This window comes from Streptomyces sp. NPDC001851, from assembly GCF_040297165.1.
Lineage (GTDB): Bacteria > Actinomycetota > Actinomycetes > Streptomycetales > Streptomycetaceae > Streptomyces.
In genome coordinates, this window is sequence record NZ_JBEOYR010000018.1 from 15,234 (window position 1) to 30,917 (window position 15,684).

At 72.1% G+C, this 15,684-nt stretch carries 16 protein-coding genes; 8 read left to right on the forward strand and 8 right to left on the reverse strand.

The window, feature by feature from the left end; all coding sequences use genetic code 11:
• Window positions 1–43: 43 nt before the first annotated feature.
• From ABT171_RS25630 to ABT171_RS25650, 5 genes are all read left to right on the forward strand, one after another.
• Window positions 44–2,248, forward strand: a complete 2,205-nt coding sequence (locus tag ABT171_RS25630) for an MMPL family transporter (RefSeq protein ID WP_351247619.1) — start codon at window positions 44–46, stop codon at window positions 2,246–2,248.
• A gap of 153 nt (window positions 2,249–2,401) precedes the next feature.
• Window positions 2,402–2,914 carry a YbaK/EbsC family protein gene (locus tag ABT171_RS25635; protein WP_351247621.1) on the forward strand — a complete coding sequence of 171 codons (513 nt, stop codon included), beginning with the start codon at window positions 2,402–2,404 and terminating at the stop codon, window positions 2,912–2,914.
• Window positions 2,911–3,756, forward strand: a complete 846-nt coding sequence (locus ABT171_RS25640) for an EamA family transporter (protein ID WP_351247622.1) — start codon at window positions 2,911–2,913, stop codon at window positions 3,754–3,756. The genes ABT171_RS25635 and ABT171_RS25640 overlap by 4 nt, the downstream gene beginning before the upstream one ends.
• A gap of 66 nt (window positions 3,757–3,822) precedes the next feature.
• A complete protein-coding gene (locus ABT171_RS25645) occupies window positions 3,823–4,734 on the forward strand; it encodes an NAD(P)-dependent oxidoreductase (protein WP_351247624.1) in 912 nt (303 codons plus the stop codon).
• Between the two features lie 64 nt (window positions 4,735–4,798).
• Complete coding sequence (locus tag ABT171_RS25650) at window positions 4,799–5,074, forward strand: DUF1876 domain-containing protein (protein WP_351247626.1); 276 nt, start codon at window positions 4,799–4,801, stop codon at window positions 5,072–5,074.
• Here ABT171_RS25650 and ABT171_RS25655 read toward each other — a convergent pair.
• From ABT171_RS25655 to ABT171_RS25680, 6 genes are all read right to left on the reverse strand, one after another.
• Window positions 5,064–6,269: a serine hydrolase domain-containing protein gene (locus ABT171_RS25655; RefSeq protein WP_351247628.1), complete on the reverse strand. Its 1,206-nt coding sequence runs from the start codon at window positions 6,267–6,269 to the stop codon at window positions 5,064–5,066. The two genes, ABT171_RS25650 and ABT171_RS25655, sit on opposite strands and share 11 nt — an antisense overlap.
• A gap of 83 nt (window positions 6,270–6,352) precedes the next feature.
• Entirely contained in the window at window positions 6,353–6,799 is a 447-nt protein-coding gene (locus tag ABT171_RS25660) for an organic hydroperoxide resistance protein (RefSeq protein ID WP_351247630.1), read from the reverse strand.
• Window positions 6,800–6,952: 153 nt separating this feature from the next.
• A complete protein-coding gene (locus ABT171_RS25665; protein ID WP_351247632.1) occupies window positions 6,953–7,417 on the reverse strand; it encodes a MarR family winged helix-turn-helix transcriptional regulator in 465 nt (154 codons plus the stop codon).
• The gene (locus ABT171_RS25670) at window positions 7,414–8,175 is read right to left on the reverse strand and encodes an energy-coupling factor ABC transporter ATP-binding protein (protein ID WP_351247634.1); all 762 of its coding nucleotides are present in this window, start codon (window positions 8,173–8,175) and stop codon (window positions 7,414–7,416) included. Before ABT171_RS25670 ends, ABT171_RS25665 begins: the two co-directional genes overlap by 4 nt.
• Window positions 8,163–8,924: a cobalt ECF transporter T component CbiQ gene (gene cbiQ, locus ABT171_RS25675; RefSeq protein ID WP_351247636.1), complete on the reverse strand. Its 762-nt coding sequence runs from the start codon at window positions 8,922–8,924 to the stop codon at window positions 8,163–8,165. The genes ABT171_RS25670 and cbiQ overlap by 13 nt, the downstream gene beginning before the upstream one ends.
• A gap of 1 nt (window position 8,925) precedes the next feature.
• Window positions 8,926–9,969: an energy-coupling factor ABC transporter permease gene (locus tag ABT171_RS25680; protein WP_351247638.1), complete on the reverse strand. Its 1,044-nt coding sequence runs from the start codon at window positions 9,967–9,969 to the stop codon at window positions 8,926–8,928.
• 169 nt (window positions 9,970–10,138) lie between these two features.
• Here ABT171_RS25680 and ABT171_RS25685 point away from each other — a divergent pair, with 169 nt between their 5' ends.
• The gene (locus tag ABT171_RS25685) at window positions 10,139–10,477 is read left to right on the forward strand and encodes an SsgA family sporulation/cell division regulator (protein ID WP_351247640.1); all 339 of its coding nucleotides are present in this window, start codon (window positions 10,139–10,141) and stop codon (window positions 10,475–10,477) included.
• Here ABT171_RS25685 and ABT171_RS25690 read toward each other — a convergent pair whose 3' ends face one another.
• Window positions 10,478–12,148 carry a penicillin-binding transpeptidase domain-containing protein gene (locus tag ABT171_RS25690; RefSeq protein WP_351247642.1) on the reverse strand — a complete coding sequence of 557 codons (1,671 nt, stop codon included), beginning with the start codon at window positions 12,146–12,148 and terminating at the stop codon, window positions 10,478–10,480.
• Window positions 12,149–12,308: 160 nt separating this feature from the next.
• On the reverse strand, window positions 12,309–14,057 hold the full coding sequence (locus tag ABT171_RS25695) for a dolichyl-phosphate-mannose--protein mannosyltransferase (RefSeq protein ID WP_351247644.1): 1,749 nt from the start codon (window positions 14,055–14,057) through the stop codon (window positions 12,309–12,311).
• A 110-nt stretch (window positions 14,058–14,167) separates the two neighbouring features.
• Between ABT171_RS25695 and rsmI the strand changes: the two genes are divergently transcribed.
• Together rsmI and ABT171_RS25705 are read left to right on the forward strand one after the other, a co-directional pair.
• The gene (gene rsmI, locus ABT171_RS25700; protein WP_351247646.1) at window positions 14,168–15,016 is read left to right on the forward strand and encodes a 16S rRNA (cytidine(1402)-2'-O)-methyltransferase; all 849 of its coding nucleotides are present in this window, start codon (window positions 14,168–14,170) and stop codon (window positions 15,014–15,016) included.
• A 252-nt stretch (window positions 15,017–15,268) separates the two neighbouring features.
• Entirely contained in the window at window positions 15,269–15,670 is a 402-nt protein-coding gene (locus ABT171_RS25705; RefSeq protein WP_351247648.1) for a hypothetical protein, read from the forward strand.
• Window positions 15,671–15,684 lie beyond the last annotated feature (14 nt).

Genomic DNA, 15,684 nt, shown 5'->3' on the forward strand with positions numbered 1-15,684 from the left:
CCTGCCCTGATGAACCCCACGACCTGACCGGGAGTACGCCTTCGTGGCCACGTTCCTCTACAAACTCGGCCGGCTCGCCTTCCGGCGACGCCACTTCGCCGCCCTGATATGGGTCGCGCTGCTCACCCTCGCCGGGGTGGGCGCCGCCTCCGCGCCGACCGCCGGCAACACGTCCTTCTCCATCCCCGGCACCGAGGCGCAGAAGGCCTTCGACCTGCTGGAACAGCGCTTCCCCGGGATGAGCGCCGACGGCGCCACCGCGCGGGTCGTCTTCAAGGCGCCCGGCGGCGAGAAGATGACCGGCCACAGCAACAAGGCGACCGTCGAGAAGACGGTGAAGGAGCTGCGGCGCGGCTCCGAGGTCGCCTCCGTAGCCGACCCCTACACCGGGCACGCCGTCAGCGGGAACGGCACGATCGCCTACGCCTCGGTGAAGTACAAGGTCTCCGGCATGGAGCTGGAGGACTCCGCCAAGGACGCCCTGAAGGAGGCCGCGCAGCACGCGCGGGACGCCGGGCTGACCGTCGAGATCGGCGGTGACGCGCTCAGCGCCGCCCCGGAGACCGGGTCCAGCGAGGTCATCGGCATCGCCATCGCCGCCGTCGTCCTCGTCATCACCTTCGGTTCGCTGCTCGCGGCCGGATTCCCGCTGCTCACCGCCATCATCGGAGTGGGCATCGGCGTCTCCACGATCACCGCGCTCGCCAGCGCCCTGGATCTCGGCTCCACCACCTCCACCCTGGCGTCCATGATCGGACTGGCCGTCGGCATCGACTACGCCCTGTTCATCGTCTCCCGCTACCGCGCCGAACTGGCCGAGGGCCGCGAGCGCGAGGAGGCGGCCGGACGCGCCGTCGGCACGGCGGGCTCGGCGGTGGTCTTCGCCGGCCTCACCGTCGTCATCGCCCTGGTCGGTCTGTCGGTCGTCGACATCCCGATGCTGACCAAGATGGGCATCGCGGCGGCGGGCACGGTCGCCATCGCCGTCCTCATCGCCCTGACGATGATCCCGGCGCTGCTGGGCTACGCGGGCCGCAGGATCAAGCCGGCGGGTGAGAAGAGCAAGCTGCTCGGCGGCGGCCGCACGCCGAAGAAGCCCGGCCGCCCCAACATGGGCACCCGCTGGGCGAGCTTCGTCGTACGCCGCCCGGTCGCCGTCCTCCTCCTCGGCGTCCTCGGCCTCGGCGCGGCGGCGATCCCGGCCGCCTCCCTGGAACTGGGCCTGCCCGACGACGGCTCCCAGCCCGCCTCCACCACCCAGCGCCGCGCCTACGACCTGCTCTCCGAGGGCTTCGGCCCCGGCTTCAACGGCCCCCTGATGGTGGTGGTCGACGCCAAGGACAGCGCCCGTCCCAAGAAGGCGTTCAAAGAGGTCGGCGACGAGATCAAGGGCCTGAAGGACGTCGTCACGGTCACCCCGGCCCTGGCCAACAAGGCCGGCGACACCGCGACGATCACCGTCGTACCGCGGTCCAAGCCGTCCTCCCGCACCACCGAGGACCTGGTGCACGCCATCCGCGGCAAGGGCGCGGACATCGCCGAGCAGACCGGCTCCAAGGTGCTGGTCACCGGCTCCACGGCGATGAACATCGACGTCTCGCAGAAGCTGAACGACGCGCTCCTGCCGTACCTCGCCCTGGTCGTCGGCCTGGCCTTCCTGCTGCTGATCGTGGTGTTCCGCTCGGTCCTCGTCCCGCTGAAGGCGGCGCTCGGCTTCCTGCTGAGCGTGCTCGCGGCGCTCGGCGCGGTCGTCGCCGTCTTCCAGTGGGGCTGGCTGTCCGGCCTGATGAACGTCGAGCAGACCGGCCCGGTCATGTCGATGATGCCGATCTTCATGGTGGGCGTCGTCTTCGGCCTCGCGATGGACTACGAGGTCTTCCTCGTCACCCGGATGCGGGAGGCGTTCGTCCACGGCGAGACGCCCAGCCAGGCCGTGGTCACCGGCTTCAGGTACGGCGCGCGGGTCGTCACGGCCGCCGCCGTCATCATGATCGCCGTCTTCTCCGGCTTCATCGGCTCCACCGAGTCGATGGTCAAGATGATCGGCTTCGGCCTCGCGGTCGCCGTCTTCTTCGACGCGTTCATCGTCCGCATGGCCATCGTCCCGGCGGTGCTCGCCCTGCTCGGCAGGCGGGCCTGGTGGCTGCCGAAGTGGCTGGACCGCGCGCTGCCGAACGTGGACGTCGAGGGTGAGGGCCTGCGCACCCCGTCCGGCAGGGAGGAGGAGCGGGAGCTGGTACGGGCCTGACGCACCGCTTCCGGCCGACGGCGACCGGCCGGTGAGGGTTCCGCGGGACGGAACTGCCCTCACCGGCCGGTCTTCCGCATGCGCTCGGCGTCGTCTGAAAGTGCGGAGAAAACGCCGTGAGCGGGGCTTCGGCGTTGGCGTAGCGTGCCCGGCATGACGACGACAGCCGCCACCGACGACGAGTCCCGGGCCCACCCGCGGTTTGCCGAAGCTCTGCGCGCCCTCGGCCTCGACGGCCTGCTCGCGCAGACCCTGCGCTTCCCGGAGGCCACCCGGACCGCCGCCGAGGCCGCCGCCGCGATCGGGTGCGGGGTGAGCCGGATCTGCAAGTCGCTGGTCTTCGCCGCGGACGGCGTCCCGGTGCTGGTGCTGGTGGACGGTGCCTCGCGCGTGGACGTGGAGCGGGTGCGCGAGGTGCTGGGCGCCGGGGAGGTGGCCCGGGCCGGCGCCGGCGTCGTGCGGGAGACCACCGGGTACGCCATCGGCGGTGTGCCGCCCTTCGGGCACCGCACGCGCACGCGTGTCCTCGCCGACCGCTCGCTGCTCGCGCACGACGTGGTGTGGGCGGCGGCCGGCACGCCGTACACCGTCTTCCCGATCGAGCCGAAGGTGCTCGTGGCCCATGCCGGCGCCGACCTGGTGGACGTGCGCGAGCAGAGCGCGTGACGCCGCTCGTCACGGCCGCCGTCCTGCTCGCCGCCGTCACCCACGCCAGCTGGAACGCCATCGCACACCGCATCACCGACAAACTGGTCGGATTCGCCCTGATATCGGGGGGCGGGGTGCTGATCGGGCTCGCGATCGCGCCGTTCACGGCCTTCCCGGCGGGGCCCGCCTGGCCGTACCTGCTGGTCTCGGCGGGCGTGCACATCGCCTACTACGCCCTGCTGATGACCTCCTTCCGGCTCGGCGACTTCGGGCAGGCGTACCCCATCGCGCGCGGCAGCGCCCCGCTCGTGGTCACCGTGCTGGCCGCCGTCCTCGCGCACGAGGTGCCCGGGGACCGGGCGCTGGCCGGGATCGCCGTGTCCTGCGTGGGGCTCATGGGCGTCAGCCTGTGGGGGCTGCGCGGACGCCGGCCCGACTGGGCGGCGATCGGCGCGGCCTTCGCGACCGGGCTGACGATCGCGGTGTACACGGTGGTCGACGGCCTGGGGGTACGGGCGGCGCACGCGCCGCTCGGGTACATCGCCTGGCTGATGGCCGTCCAGGGAGTCGTCCTTCCCGGCTGCATGTACGCACGCGCGCGTGCCGGCACCGTCCGGCTGCTGAGGCCGTACGCCGCCCTCGGCCTCCTCGGCGCGGCCCTGTCCGTCACCGCGTACGCCCTGGTCCTGTGGGCCCAGACCCGCGCCGAACTCGCGCCGGTCGCCGCCCTGCGCGAGTCCTCGGTCATCGTCGGCGCCGCGATCGGCGCGGTGTTCTTCAAGGAGCGGTTCGGGGCGCCCAGAATCGCCGCGGCCGGACTGCTGGTGGTGGGCATCGGGCTGATGATGCACCCGGGGTAGGCGGGTAGGGGTGGTGAGGAGCATCCGGGAGCATCCGGGCGCAACGGGAACGACAGGGAGCCGTTCATGACCGACAAGCCGACCGTCAGCGTGCTGGGCACCGGCATCATGGGGGCCGCGATGGCCCGGAACCTGTGCCGGGCGGGGCTGGAGGTGCGCGCGTGGAACCGCACTCGCGAGAAGGCCGAGCCGCTCGCCGCCGACGGCGCGCGGATCGCCGGCACCCCCGCCGAGGCCGTCGAGGGCGCCGACGCCGTCCTGACGATGCTGTACGACGGCCACACCGTCCTCGACGTCATGCGCGAGGCGGCACCGGCCCTGCGGCCCGGCACCGTGTGGGCGCAGTGCACCACTGTCGGCGTCGACCTGATCGGCGGCCTGGCCGCCTTCGCCCGCGAGCACGGACTCGTCTTCTACGACGCTCCCGTCCTCGGTACCAAGCAGCCCGCCGAGGCCGGCCGGCTGACCGTGCTGGCCGCCGGGCCCGAGCAGGGGCGGGCGACGGTCGCGCCCGTCTTCGACGCGGTCGGCGAGAAGACCATGTGGACGGGGGCCGACGGCGGCGCCGGCAGCGCCAGCCGGCTGAAGCTGGTCGCCAACAGCTGGGTGCTCGCCGCCACCGCCGCCACCGGTGAGGTCCTCGCCCTCGCCCAGGCCCTCGGCGTGGATCCGCAGGGCTTCTTCGACCTCATCGAGGGCGGCCCGCTCGACATGGGCTACCTGCGGGCCAAGGCCGCGCTGGTGCTGGACGGCACGCTGTCCCCGCCGTCGTTCGCGGTGGCCACCGCCGAGAAGGACGCCCGGCTCATCGTCCAGGCCGGCGAACGCGGCGGCGTACGGCTGGACGTCGCCGCCGCGGCCGCGGAACGGTTCGCCCGCGCCGCCGCCCTGGGCCACGCCGACGAGGACATGGCCGCCGCGTACTTCGCCAGCTTCGGCGAGCCCGGGCAGGACGGCGCGACCGCGCCGCCGAGGTGACGTTCCCCGCGCACGGGAGCACCCTGGAAACAGCTGGAATCAGCTGTCCCCGGAGGTGATCGTCATGATGCGCACAGCTGTCGGATGGCATGTCGAGCTGGAGTTCATGGAGGACGATCAGCACACCAAGGCGGCGGCCCTGGTGCGCTTGCCCGACGGTACGGAGGTACGGGCACACGGCCACGCCACCCGGCACCGGGTCGACTCCAACCAGCCCAGGGTCGGCGAGGAGATCGCCGGCGCACGTGCCCTCAACGAACTGGCCATGCAACTGCTGACCAAGGCCCACGACGAGATCGACGCGGAGTCCGGACGGACCTCGCACACGATCAACGTATGACGGCGCCTTGTACGACGCCGTGCGTACGGCGGCCCGGTGCGAGCGCCGCGCGGACCGCCCGTACCAGCGCCTGCGCCCGCGGGTCAGCGGTCACGCTCTTCCGGAAGCCGTTGGTGACATAGCCGAAGGCGATGCCGGTCTCCGGGTCGGCGAAGGCCAGGGCGCCGCCCCGGCCCGGGTGGCCGAAGGAGCCGGGGGAGAGCAGCGGGGACGCGGCGCCGTGCAGCATGTGGCCGAGGCCGAACCGGGTGCCGGCCACCAGGACCCGGTCCGGCCCGGCGGACTGCTCGGTGCGGGCCAGCGCGCCCGTTGCAGGGGTGAACAGCCGGGTGCCGCCGTCCACGTCGCCGATGAGCGAGGCGTAGAAGCGGGCCAGCCCGTCGGCGGTGGCGATGCCGTTGGAGGCGGGCAGGGCGGCCGTGCGGTAGGCGGGGTCGTTCTCGTCGGGGAGCGGGGTGATCGCGGCGAACGCGCGCCGGGTCAGCGAGTCGGGGTCGGCGTAGGCCTCGGCCATCGCCCGTTTGGGGCGGGTCTTCAGGCCGCCCGCGGCCTCGGGCGCCTCGACCGGGCCGACGCGGCCCACGCGCGCGTGCTGCGACTCCGGCAGGCCGAGCCAGAGGTCCGCGCCGACGGGGCCGGCGATCTCGTGCGCGATCCACTCGCCGACCGGGCGGCCGGTGATCCGCCGGATCAGTTCGCCGGTGAGCCAGCTGTAGGTCTGGGCGTGGTAGCCGTGGTCGGTGCCCGGCTCCCACACCGGGGCCTGCGCGGCGACGGCAGCCGCGCCCAGGTCCGGGTCGGCGGCCTCGGCGGGGGTCAGGGGGCGGTCCAGCACGGGCACGCCCGCCCGGTGGGCGAGCAGGTGCCGGACGCGGGTGTGCTCCTTGCCGGCCGCCTTGTACTCGGGCCAGTACGCGCCGACCGGGGCGTCCAGGTCCAGTTCGCCGCGCTGGTGCAGCAGCAGGAGCGCGGCGGCGGCGACACCCTTGGTGGCCGAGCGCACGATCTGCGCGGTGCCGGGCTCCCAGGGAGCCGTGCCGTCCACATCCCTGGTGCCGGCCCACAGGTCGACGACCTTGTGCCCGTCGCGGTACACGGCGACGGCCGCGCCGCGTTCCCCGCGCAGCGCGAAGTTCGCTGCGAACGCCTCCCTGACCGGCTCGAAGCCCTCGGCCACTGTGCCGTTCACGTCCACGCCCGCCGTCCTTTCGATCACCGGCCCCTCGCCTGCGACAGTGGGTGCAACGCGGACCGCGTGCCTGTGATTCCTCGGTGGGATCAGCCCAGCAGGATCGTTACGTCGATGTTGCCGCGGGTCGCGTTGGAGTACGGGCAGACCTCGTGCGCCGCGTCCACCAGCCGGGCCGCCAGGTCCGGGTCCAGGACCGGCAGGGAGACGCTGAGGGCGACCGCGAGGCCGTAGCCGTGGTGCCGGTTGGGGCCGATGCCGACCTTGGCGGCCACCGTGGAGCCGGTCAGGTCGTAGCCCGCGCGGTTGCCGACGAGGATCAGCGCGTTGTGGAAGCAGGAGCTGTAACCGGCCGCGAAGAGCTGCTCCGGGTTGGTGCCGCTGCCGTCACCGCCCAGCTCCACGGGCATCGCCACCTTCAGCGCGATCCGGCCGTCCTGGCTGGTGACATGGCCGTCGCGACCGCCGTGGGCGGTGGCCTCGGCGACGTACACGATCTTCGTCGGACGGGTGTCGACAGCGGTGTCCTCGGTCATGGCCGGCCTCCCCCGGAAAAGTGGCGCACAAGTACATCGTGCACAAGGTACTTGCCGGCGGGTCAGCAGGTGGCACTCGGGGGGTGGCGACAGGTGCTACTCGGGGGTGGCGACAGGTGCCACTCCGGGGTGGTGAGCGCGGGTAGCCGGGGGTCAGCGCCGGTCGGCCGCCGCGTCGGCGCGCTCGGTGAGCTTCCAGAGCTCCTCACGCAACCGCGCGATGTCCTGCGCGCCGAGGCCCGTCGTGGTGACAAGTGCGCCGGGTACGCGCGCCGCGCGCTCCTTGAGTTCCTCGCCGCGCCCCGTGCACGCGACGAGCACCGAGCGCTCGTCGCCGGCCGCGCGCTCCCTGCGCACCAGACCCGCCCCCTCCAGCCGCTTGAGCAACGGCGAGACGGTCCCGTAGTCCAGACGCAGGGCGCGCGCCAGTTCCTTCACGCTGGTCTCGCCGCGCTCCCACAACACCAGCAGCACGAGGTATTGCGGATAGGTGAGACCGAGGTCGTCCAGCAGCGGACGGTACGCGGCGGTCACGGCGCGCTGCGCGGCGTACAGCGCGAAGCACAGCTGGTCGTCCAGCAGCAGCGAGCCCTCGACGGCATGGTCCTCGTTCGTCACGCGCCCATTGTCACGGACGCCGGGTCGAACCCGAACGGCAGCTCCAGGCGGTGGGCGCGCATCAGCGCGTCGTCGGAGAGCAGCCCGGCGGTCGGGCCGTCGGCCGCGATCACGCCGTCGCTGAGGATGAGCGAGCGCGGGCACAGCTCCAGGGCGTACGGGAGGTCGTGGGTGACCATGAGGACGGTGACGTCCAGGGAGCGCAGGATGTCGGCGAGTTCGCGGCGGGAGGCCGGGTCGAGGTTGGACGACGGCTCGTCGAGGACGAGGATCTCCGGCTCCATGGCGAGCACGGTGGCCACGGCCACACGCCGGCGCTGCCCGAAGGACAGGTGGTGCGGCGGACGGTCGGCGAAGTCCTGCATGCCGACCCGCTCCAGCGCGGTGCGCACCCGTTCCTGGAGCGCGGCCCCCTTGATCCCGGCGGCGGCCGGCCCGAACGCCACGTCCTCCCGCACGGTCGGCATGAACAACTGGTCGTCCGGGTCCTGGAAGACGATGCCGACCTTCTGCCGGATCGCGGCCATGTGCTGCCTGCCGACGGGCAGCCCGGCCACCGTCACCGTGCCGGTGCCGCCGCCCAGGATGCCGTTGAGGTGGAGCACCAGGGTGGTCTTGCCGGCGCCGTTGGGGCCGAGCAGCGCGACCCGCTCCCCGCGCGCGATGGTGAAGTCGACGCCGAACAGGGCCTGGTGGCCGTCGGGGTAGGCGAAGGCGAGGCCGGAGACCTCCAGGGAAGCAGTACTCACAGGATCCATCCCAGCAGACAGACGACAAGGGCGGCGCAGGGGAGTGCGAGAGCGTGCCGCCACTGCGCACCGGACGCGGTCACCTCGTCGATGACCGGCAGGGAACCGGCATATCCGCGGCTCACCATGGCCAGGTGGACGCGCTCCCCGCGCTCGTAGGAGCGGATGAACAGCGCGCCGGCGGACTTGGCGAGCACGCCCCAGTGCCGTACGCCCCTGGCCTCGAAACCGCGCGACTCACGGGCGATCCGCATCCGGCGCATCTCGTCGGTGATGACGTCGCCGTAGCGGATCATGAAGGAGGCGATCTGGACCAGCAGGGGCGGCAGCTTCAGCCGCTGCAGGCCCAGCAGCAGTTCGCGCAGCTCGGTGGTGGCGGCCAGCAGGACGGAGGCGGCGACACCGAGCGTGCCCTTGGCCAGCACGTTCCAGGCACCCCACAGGCCGTTCACGCTCAGCGACAGCCCCACTACGTGCACCCGCTCGCCCTCCGCCACAAACGGCATCAGCACCGCGAACGCCACGAACGGCACCTCGATCAGCAGCCGCTTGAGCAGGAAGACGGCGGGCACGCGCGCGTGGTACGCGACGCAGGCGAGCAGGGCGGCGTACGCCGCGAACGCCCACATCGCCTCGCGCGGAGTGGACACGACCACCACCACGAACAGGAAGGCGGCGGCGAGCTTGGTGTGCGGCGGCAGGCCGTGCACGGGCGAGTGCCCGTGCCGGTACAGCCTGTGCGCGTGCCCGGCTCCCACCTCAGAGCCCCGGGTTGACGGGGGAGACGTCCTCGGCCCGGCGCCGGCGCAGCACCCAGAACACCGCGCTGCCCGCCACGACCGTGACACCGACGCCGATCACGCCGGCCAGGCCGCCGGACAGCCGGGCGTTCGAGACGTTCCTGACGCCGTAGTCGGCGAGCGGGGAGCCGGCGGAGGCGTGCTTCTCCTCCTTCTTGTCGATCCCCTTGTCGTGCGCGACCTTCTCCAGGCCGTCCGGGCTGGAGGAGGCGTAGAAGCTCACGAACCCGGCGAGCACCAGCGAGGTGACCAGGCCCGTCACCCACAGCGCGCGCCGCGAGGTGCGCGCCGCCACGGGCGCCGTGGGAGCCGGCGCGTCCACCAGCGTGCCGCCCACGCGCAACTTGAGCCGCTGCCGCAGGCCGCGCGCGCCGTGCACCAGATCCGGGCGCACGGCGATCACCGCGCTCACCGTGAGCGCGGTGATGACGGCCTCGCCGACGCCGATCAGGACATGGACACCGATCATCGCGGTCGCGACCTTGCCGAGGGAGACGTCGGTCGTCCCGCCGACCGCGTACAGGAGCGTGAAGACGACCGCGGCGGCCGGTACGGACACCAGCGCGGCGACGAAGGACGCGACGGTCACCGAACGCCGCTTGCGGGGCAGGACGGCGAGCAGCGCGCGGAAGACGGCGTACGACACGACCGTCGTGGTGATCGCCATGTCGGTGATGTTCACGCCGAGCGCGGTGAGCCCGCCGTCCGCGAACAGCACGCCCTGCATGAGCAGCACCACGGACACGCAGAGCACGCCCGTGTAGGGGCCGACCAGGATCGCGGCGAGCGCTCCGCCCAGCAGATGGCCGCTTGTTCCGGCCGCGACGGGGAAGTTGAGCATCTGTACGGCGAAGATGAACGCCGCCACCAGACCGGCCAGTGGGGCCGTCTTCTCGTCGAGTTCGCGGCGGGCGCCGCGCAGGCTCACCGCGAGGGCGCCGGCGGCGACCACCCCGGTGACGGCGGAGGTGGGGGCGTCGATGAATCCGTCAGGTACATGCACCAGATGATTTTAGGGCGTTCTTGCGAAACATGTGCAAGAGCCAGCCGGTCGTGCATCGGCTCCGCAGAACCGCCCGCTTCAGCGGGCGGCAACGGGAAAGTGTGCGACATTGGAGAGAAAGCGGATGCACAGCTTTCGCTTAGGTCACTCAGCGTGAAGGGGCGGTACGATGTCTGTGGTCGAGCAGTACGCGCGCGCCCATATCGTCACGGACGAGGAGGACCCGGGGGCCGTACCGGTGGTGCTGCGGTACGACCCCGACAGCGATCCACGCTCGGTCCGGGTCGGCCTTCCGGGTCCGCACGAGTGGACCTTCTCCCGCGCACTGCTCGAACGGGGGCTGCGGGTACCGGCCGAGAGCGGCGCGGTGCGGGTGTGGCCGTGCGGGCGTGTCCAGGCCGTCGTCGAGTTCCACTCCGACAACGGTGTCGAGGTGGTCCAGTTCGACTCGAAGGCGCTGCTCAGATTCCTGCGCCGCACCTACACCGCGGAACCCGTCCGGACCTGATCAGCCGCCCGTCTTCAGCAGGGTCGCCACGATCGGCCCGGCCGTGTCGCCGCCGTGGCCGCCCGCCTGGACCACGCCCGCGGCGGCGAGGTCGCCCTTGAAGGCGGTGAACCAGCCGTTCGGCTTCTTCTGCCCGTCGACCTCGGCGGAGCCCGTCTTCGCGCCGTAGTCCCCGCTCATGCCCGCCATCGCCTTGGCGGCCGTGCCGTAGTCCGCCGTGAACCGCATGACGTCCTTCAGCTGGGACTGCGTCGCCGACGACATGGTGCGCGCGGCCTTCGCCAGCGTGCGGTGGTCCACCTCGGGAGACACCAGGTACGGCTGGTGGAAGACACCCGACTCGACCGTCGCCGCCACGGACGCCATGTTCAGCGGGTTCATCCGCACCCCGCCCTGACCGATCAGCGAGGCACCCATCTGCGCGCCGCTCTGCACCGGGACGGAGCCGTCGAACGACGGGACGCCGATCGCCCAGTCGTCCCTGCCGAGGCCGTAGACCTGCTCGGCCTCCTTCGTCAGGTCGCTGTTCGACAGCTTCGGCGCGAAGTCGATGAAGGCGTTGTTGCAGGACGCTCCGAAGCTCTGCTTGAACGTGCCCTTCTTGATCTCGGAGTCGTCGTCGTTGTGGAACGTCCAGCCGGCCAGCTTGTACGTCTTGGGGCACGGATGCGACGCGCCCGGGGTGACGAGCTTCTTCTCGAAGAGCATCGTCGACGTCACGATCTTCATCGTGGAGCCGGGCGCGAGGGAACCCTGGAAGGCGACGTTGAAGCCGTGCCCGCTGTTGGCGACCGCGAGGATCTCCCCGGTGGAGGGCCGTACGACGACCACGGACGCCCGCGCCCGCTTGCCGACCTGCTGCTCGGCCGCCGCCTGCAGGGCCGGGCTCAGCGTCGTCCGCACCGTGCCCGGGGTGCCCTTGCTCAGCTCCACGAGCGTCTTGTCGGACAGCTCGGCCTTCTGCGACGCCTTGCCGCGCACCACGCGCAGCTCGACGCCAGCCTTGCCGCCCGCCGTCTTGCCGTACTTCTCCCGCAGCCCGTCCAGCACCGTGCCCAGCGACGGGTACGCGGCGGCCGTCAGCTCGCCGCCCGCACGGTCCAGCGCCTTGATCGGCGGGGTGCCGGACTCACCGGTGACGAGGGTGTCGCCGTCCTTCAGATCCGGGTGGACGACCGAGGAGTGCCAGTCCACCAGCGGCTTGCCGTCGCTCGCCCGCCGCACCACGGTGAACGAGCTCTCGTACGCCAGCGGCTTGCTCAGGTTCTTGTACGACACCGTCGCCTTGACGGAGAACGGCACCCTGGCGCCCTTGGCCGCGCCCGGCGTCAGCTTGACGTCCTTCAGGTGCGCGTCCTTGGCGTAGCCGGTGAGCAGCCTGGCGGCGGCGGACGCGTCGTCGGTGGCGGCGGCCGCCTCGGCGGGCCGGCCCTGCTGCCACGCGGTGAGGAAGCGGGTGGAGACCGTGCGGACCTCGGCGGCGCTGAGCGGGCCGGTCGGGACCGCCTTGTGGCCGGCCGTGGCGGACGTGCGCTCGTCGGCCGCGGCACCGCCGTCGTACACCGCGTAGACGCCGAACCCGGCGCCGCCGACGACCAGCGCGATCATCCCGCCGAGCACGGCGGGACTGGTCGTCTTCCGTCGCTCGGCGACGCGCCTTCTCTTGCCCACAGCCTCAGATCCTCCGTACGTTCCCCAGGCTCCCCGTAGCCCTCACACTCCCCAACGACGGCACTCACCTTAAAGTCCCCACCTCAGAGGGTGATGTCGGCGGCCGATCCGTAGCAGGCTTGCGACAATCGGACTGCGGCACACCCCGGGCGGCCACGGCTCAGACCCAGGTGTCCAGCCACATCCGCGACCGCCAGGAGTCGATCGGGATCGCCGTGCCGGTGTACAGCGGCCAGAAGTAGATGAAGTTCCAGGCGATCAGCAGCACCAGTACGCCCGCCGCCGACGCGCCGATCACCCGGCGGGTGTCGGAGGAGCCCGGCGGGCCGACGATCGCGCCGGCCATCATCGCCACCGCCAGGCACAGGAACGGTACGAAGACGACCGCGTAGAACAGGAAGATCGTCCGCTCCTGGTACAGGAACCAGGGCAGATAGCCGGCCGCGATCCCGCACGCGATCGCACCGGCGCGCCAGTCGCGGCGGAACGCCCAGCGCCACAACACGTACAGGATCGCGAAGCAGGCCGCCCACCACAGCAGCGGTGTGCCGATCGCCAGCACCTCGCGCGCGCACTTCTGGCCGGCGTCCGCCGGGCAGCCGTCGGCGCCGGGATTCGGCGACTCGTAGAAGTACGACACCGGGCGGCCCAGCACGATCCAGCTCCACGGGTTGGACTGGTAGGTGTGCGGGGACGTGAGACCGACGTGGAACTTGTACACCTCGTGCTCGTAGTGCCACAGGCTGCGCAGCCAGTCCGGCAGGAAGGACCAGCCGCCGCCCTTGCCGTCGGTGGCCGCCCAGTTGCGGAAGTAGCCGCCGGTGCCGTCCGTGGGGGAGAGGATCCACCCGGTCCAGGAGGCCAGGTAGACGACGATCGCCACCGGGACCGTCGCCAGGAAGGCGATCCCCGTGTCGTACTTCAGGGCCGCCGCGTACGGGTGCTCGGCACCAGCGGTCTTCCGGGCGCCGACGTCCCACAGCACCGCCATGACGCAGAACGCCGCCAGGATGTACAGGCCGTTCCACTTCGTGCCGATGGCCAGGCCCAGCATCAGCCCGGCCGCCCAGCGCCAGGGGCGCAGCCCGAAACGGAACGTGTCGGCCACGCGCGCGTGCGGGCGGACCCGGCCGTCCGGGCCGGCGGGCAGCGCGGCGGCCAGCCTCTCCCGCGACCGGTCCCGGTCGAGGACCAGGCAGCCGAACGCGGCCACCACGAAGAACATCAGCACACCGTCGAGCAGCGAGGTCCGGCTCATCACGAAGTGCAGACCGTCCACCGCCATCAGCGCGCCCGCCAGGCAGCCGAGGAACGTCGAGCGGAACATCCGGCGCCCGATCCGGCACAGCAGCAGGACGGAGAGGGTGCCCAGCAGCGCGGTCATGAACCGCCAGCCGAACGGGTCGAACCCGAACATCAGCTCGCCGAGCCCGATGACGTACTTGCCGACCGGCGGATGCACGACATACGCCGCGTCCGTCGGGATCGCCAGGTGGCCGTGCCTCTGCAGCACCAGGTCGTTGGCGTTCTTGTCCCAGTTGACCTCGTAGCCGCGGTGGACGAGCGCCCAGGCGTCCTTGGCGTAGTACGTCTCGTCGAATATCACCGCGCGCGGGCTGCCCAGGTTCCAGAACCGCATCAGGCCCGCCATCAGCGTCACCAGCAGCGGACCCACCCAGCCCGACCAGCGCGTGATCCGCTCGGCCAGGACCGGCGGCACGCCGAGCACCTGCCACAGCCGGGGGGCCGGCTCGGCGTACGGGGGCACCAGCCGGTCCCGTACGTCGCCCGAGGGCGCGTCCCCCGCCGGTACGTACCCGAATCGGCGCAGCCGCCGCTGCCACGACGGCCGCTGGTCGTGCGGCGCCTGGCCCTGCCGGAGGTCCATGGAGGACGCGGTACTGGTCACCGCGCCATCGTAGGGAACGGTTCTGTGCGAGTCCCGTGCATGGGCGTACCGGTCGGCTTTCGGCAGGACTGTCCGGGAGGACTGTCAGTGGTTCCTGGGAGGATGGTCGGGTGACTGGAACCCTTGTCCTCGCAGGTACCCCCATCGGCGACATCGCGGACGCCCCGCCCCGGCTGGCCGACGAGCTGGCCGGCGCCGACGTCGTCGCGGCCGAGGACACCCGGCGGCTGCGCCGGCTCACCCAGGCCCTCGGCGTCACACCCAGGGGCCGCGTCGTGTCCTACTTCGAGGGCAACGAATCCGCCCGTACGCCGGAGCTGGTCGAGGAGCTGCTCGGCGGCGCGCGCGTGCTGCTCGTGACCGACGCCGGGATGCCGTCGGTCTCCGACCCGGGCTACCGGCTGGTCGCGGCCGCCGTGGAGAAGGACATCCGGGTCACCGCCGTGCCGGGGCCGTCCGCCGTGCTCACCGCGCTCGCGCTGTCCGGGCTGCCCGTCGACCGGTTCTGCTTCGAGGGCTTCCTGCCGCGCAAGGCGGGCGAGCGGCTGTCCCGGCTGCGGGAGGTCGCGGGCGAGCGCCGCACCCTCGTCTACTTCGAGGCGCCGCACCGGCTCGACGACACCCTCGCCGCGATGGCCGAGGTCTTCGGCGAGCAGCGGCGGGCCGCCGTGTGCCGGGAGCTGACCAAGACGTACGAGGAGGTACGGCGCGGTCCGCTGGCGGAGCTGGCGCGGTGGGCCGCGGAGGGTGTCCGCGGGGAGATCACCGTCGTGGTCGAGGGAGCCCCCGAGGCCGGGCCGGAGGAGCTCGACGCGGAGGAACTGGTGCGCCGGGTGCGGGTGCGGGAGGAGGCCGGGGAGCGGCGCAAGGAGGCCATCGCGGCGGTTGCGGTGGAGGCCGGGGTGCCGAAGAGAGTGGTTTTCGATGCGGTGGTCGCAGCCAAACGCGCCGGTGGTTGAGGGGCGCCGGGACGCTCTGTCAACGGCCTCTGAGCAGGGCTGTTCTCGTGTGAGCGGATGGGCCATGGGAGGGCAAAAGGCTGTCGCCGAAAGCAAAGCCCAACGGGGTGGGAGAGGGCGGTTTCTGCAAGGAACTGCCAAATCGCCTCCAACACTCGACAGCCCTGCTGCATTCGCGCCGGCGGAAGAGTCCACTGGTTGAAGAGGCGCCCCGTTGCGGGGCGCCTGTCCAGCGGAACAAGAGGAGCTGGCATGAGTGAGATCGCAGGGCACTCCGGCCTCCGCGGTACGGCCACAGCCGTCGTTCACGAGTCGTATTCCTTCGCCTGCATGCGATGCGGGCACGGCTGGGAGCAGTCGTACGAGATAGAGCACCACACGGACGCAGACGGGCAGGAGTTCGTGCTCTACGTGGCCGACGGCCAGGTCGTGCCGTCGCCGCTGAGCCGGCCCAGCTGCCACAACTGCGACGGCCACGTCGTGCGGATCATGCGCGCCGGGCAGGTCTCGTCGGTGCGGGGCGCCGCGGAGCGGCACCACGGCGTGCCGCAGGCGGGCCCGGCCGAGGCGCCGGAGGGGCCCGCGCAGCACAAGGAACCCCACCACTGGCACCTGTCCGATCTCCTGCACCCGTTCCAGCGCAAGGCGAGCTGAGCGGATCGCCGGCC

Bases quoted from the DNA above. Each gene is read 5' to 3' on its own strand.
- ABT171_RS25660 (WP_351247630.1), bottom strand. From the start codon at position 6,799: ATGACCGAGGACACCGCTGTCGACACCCGTCCGACGAAGATCGTGTAC.
- ABT171_RS25645 (WP_351247624.1), top strand. From the start codon at position 3,823: ATGACCGACAAGCCGACCGTCAGCGTGCTGGGCACCGGCATCATGGGG.
- ABT171_RS25670 (WP_351247634.1), bottom strand. From the start codon at position 8,175: ATGGATCCTGTGAGTACTGCTTCCCTGGAGGTCTCCGGCCTCGCCTTC.
- ABT171_RS25685 (WP_351247640.1), top strand. From the start codon at position 10,139: ATGTCTGTGGTCGAGCAGTACGCGCGCGCCCATATCGTCACGGACGAG.
- ABT171_RS25650 (WP_351247626.1), top strand. From the start codon at position 4,799: ATGATGCGCACAGCTGTCGGATGGCATGTCGAGCTGGAGTTCATGGAG.
- ABT171_RS25705 (WP_351247648.1), top strand. From the start codon at position 15,269: ATGAGTGAGATCGCAGGGCACTCCGGCCTCCGCGGTACGGCCACAGCC.
- ABT171_RS25635 (WP_351247621.1), top strand. From the start codon at position 2,402: ATGACGACGACAGCCGCCACCGACGACGAGTCCCGGGCCCACCCGCGG.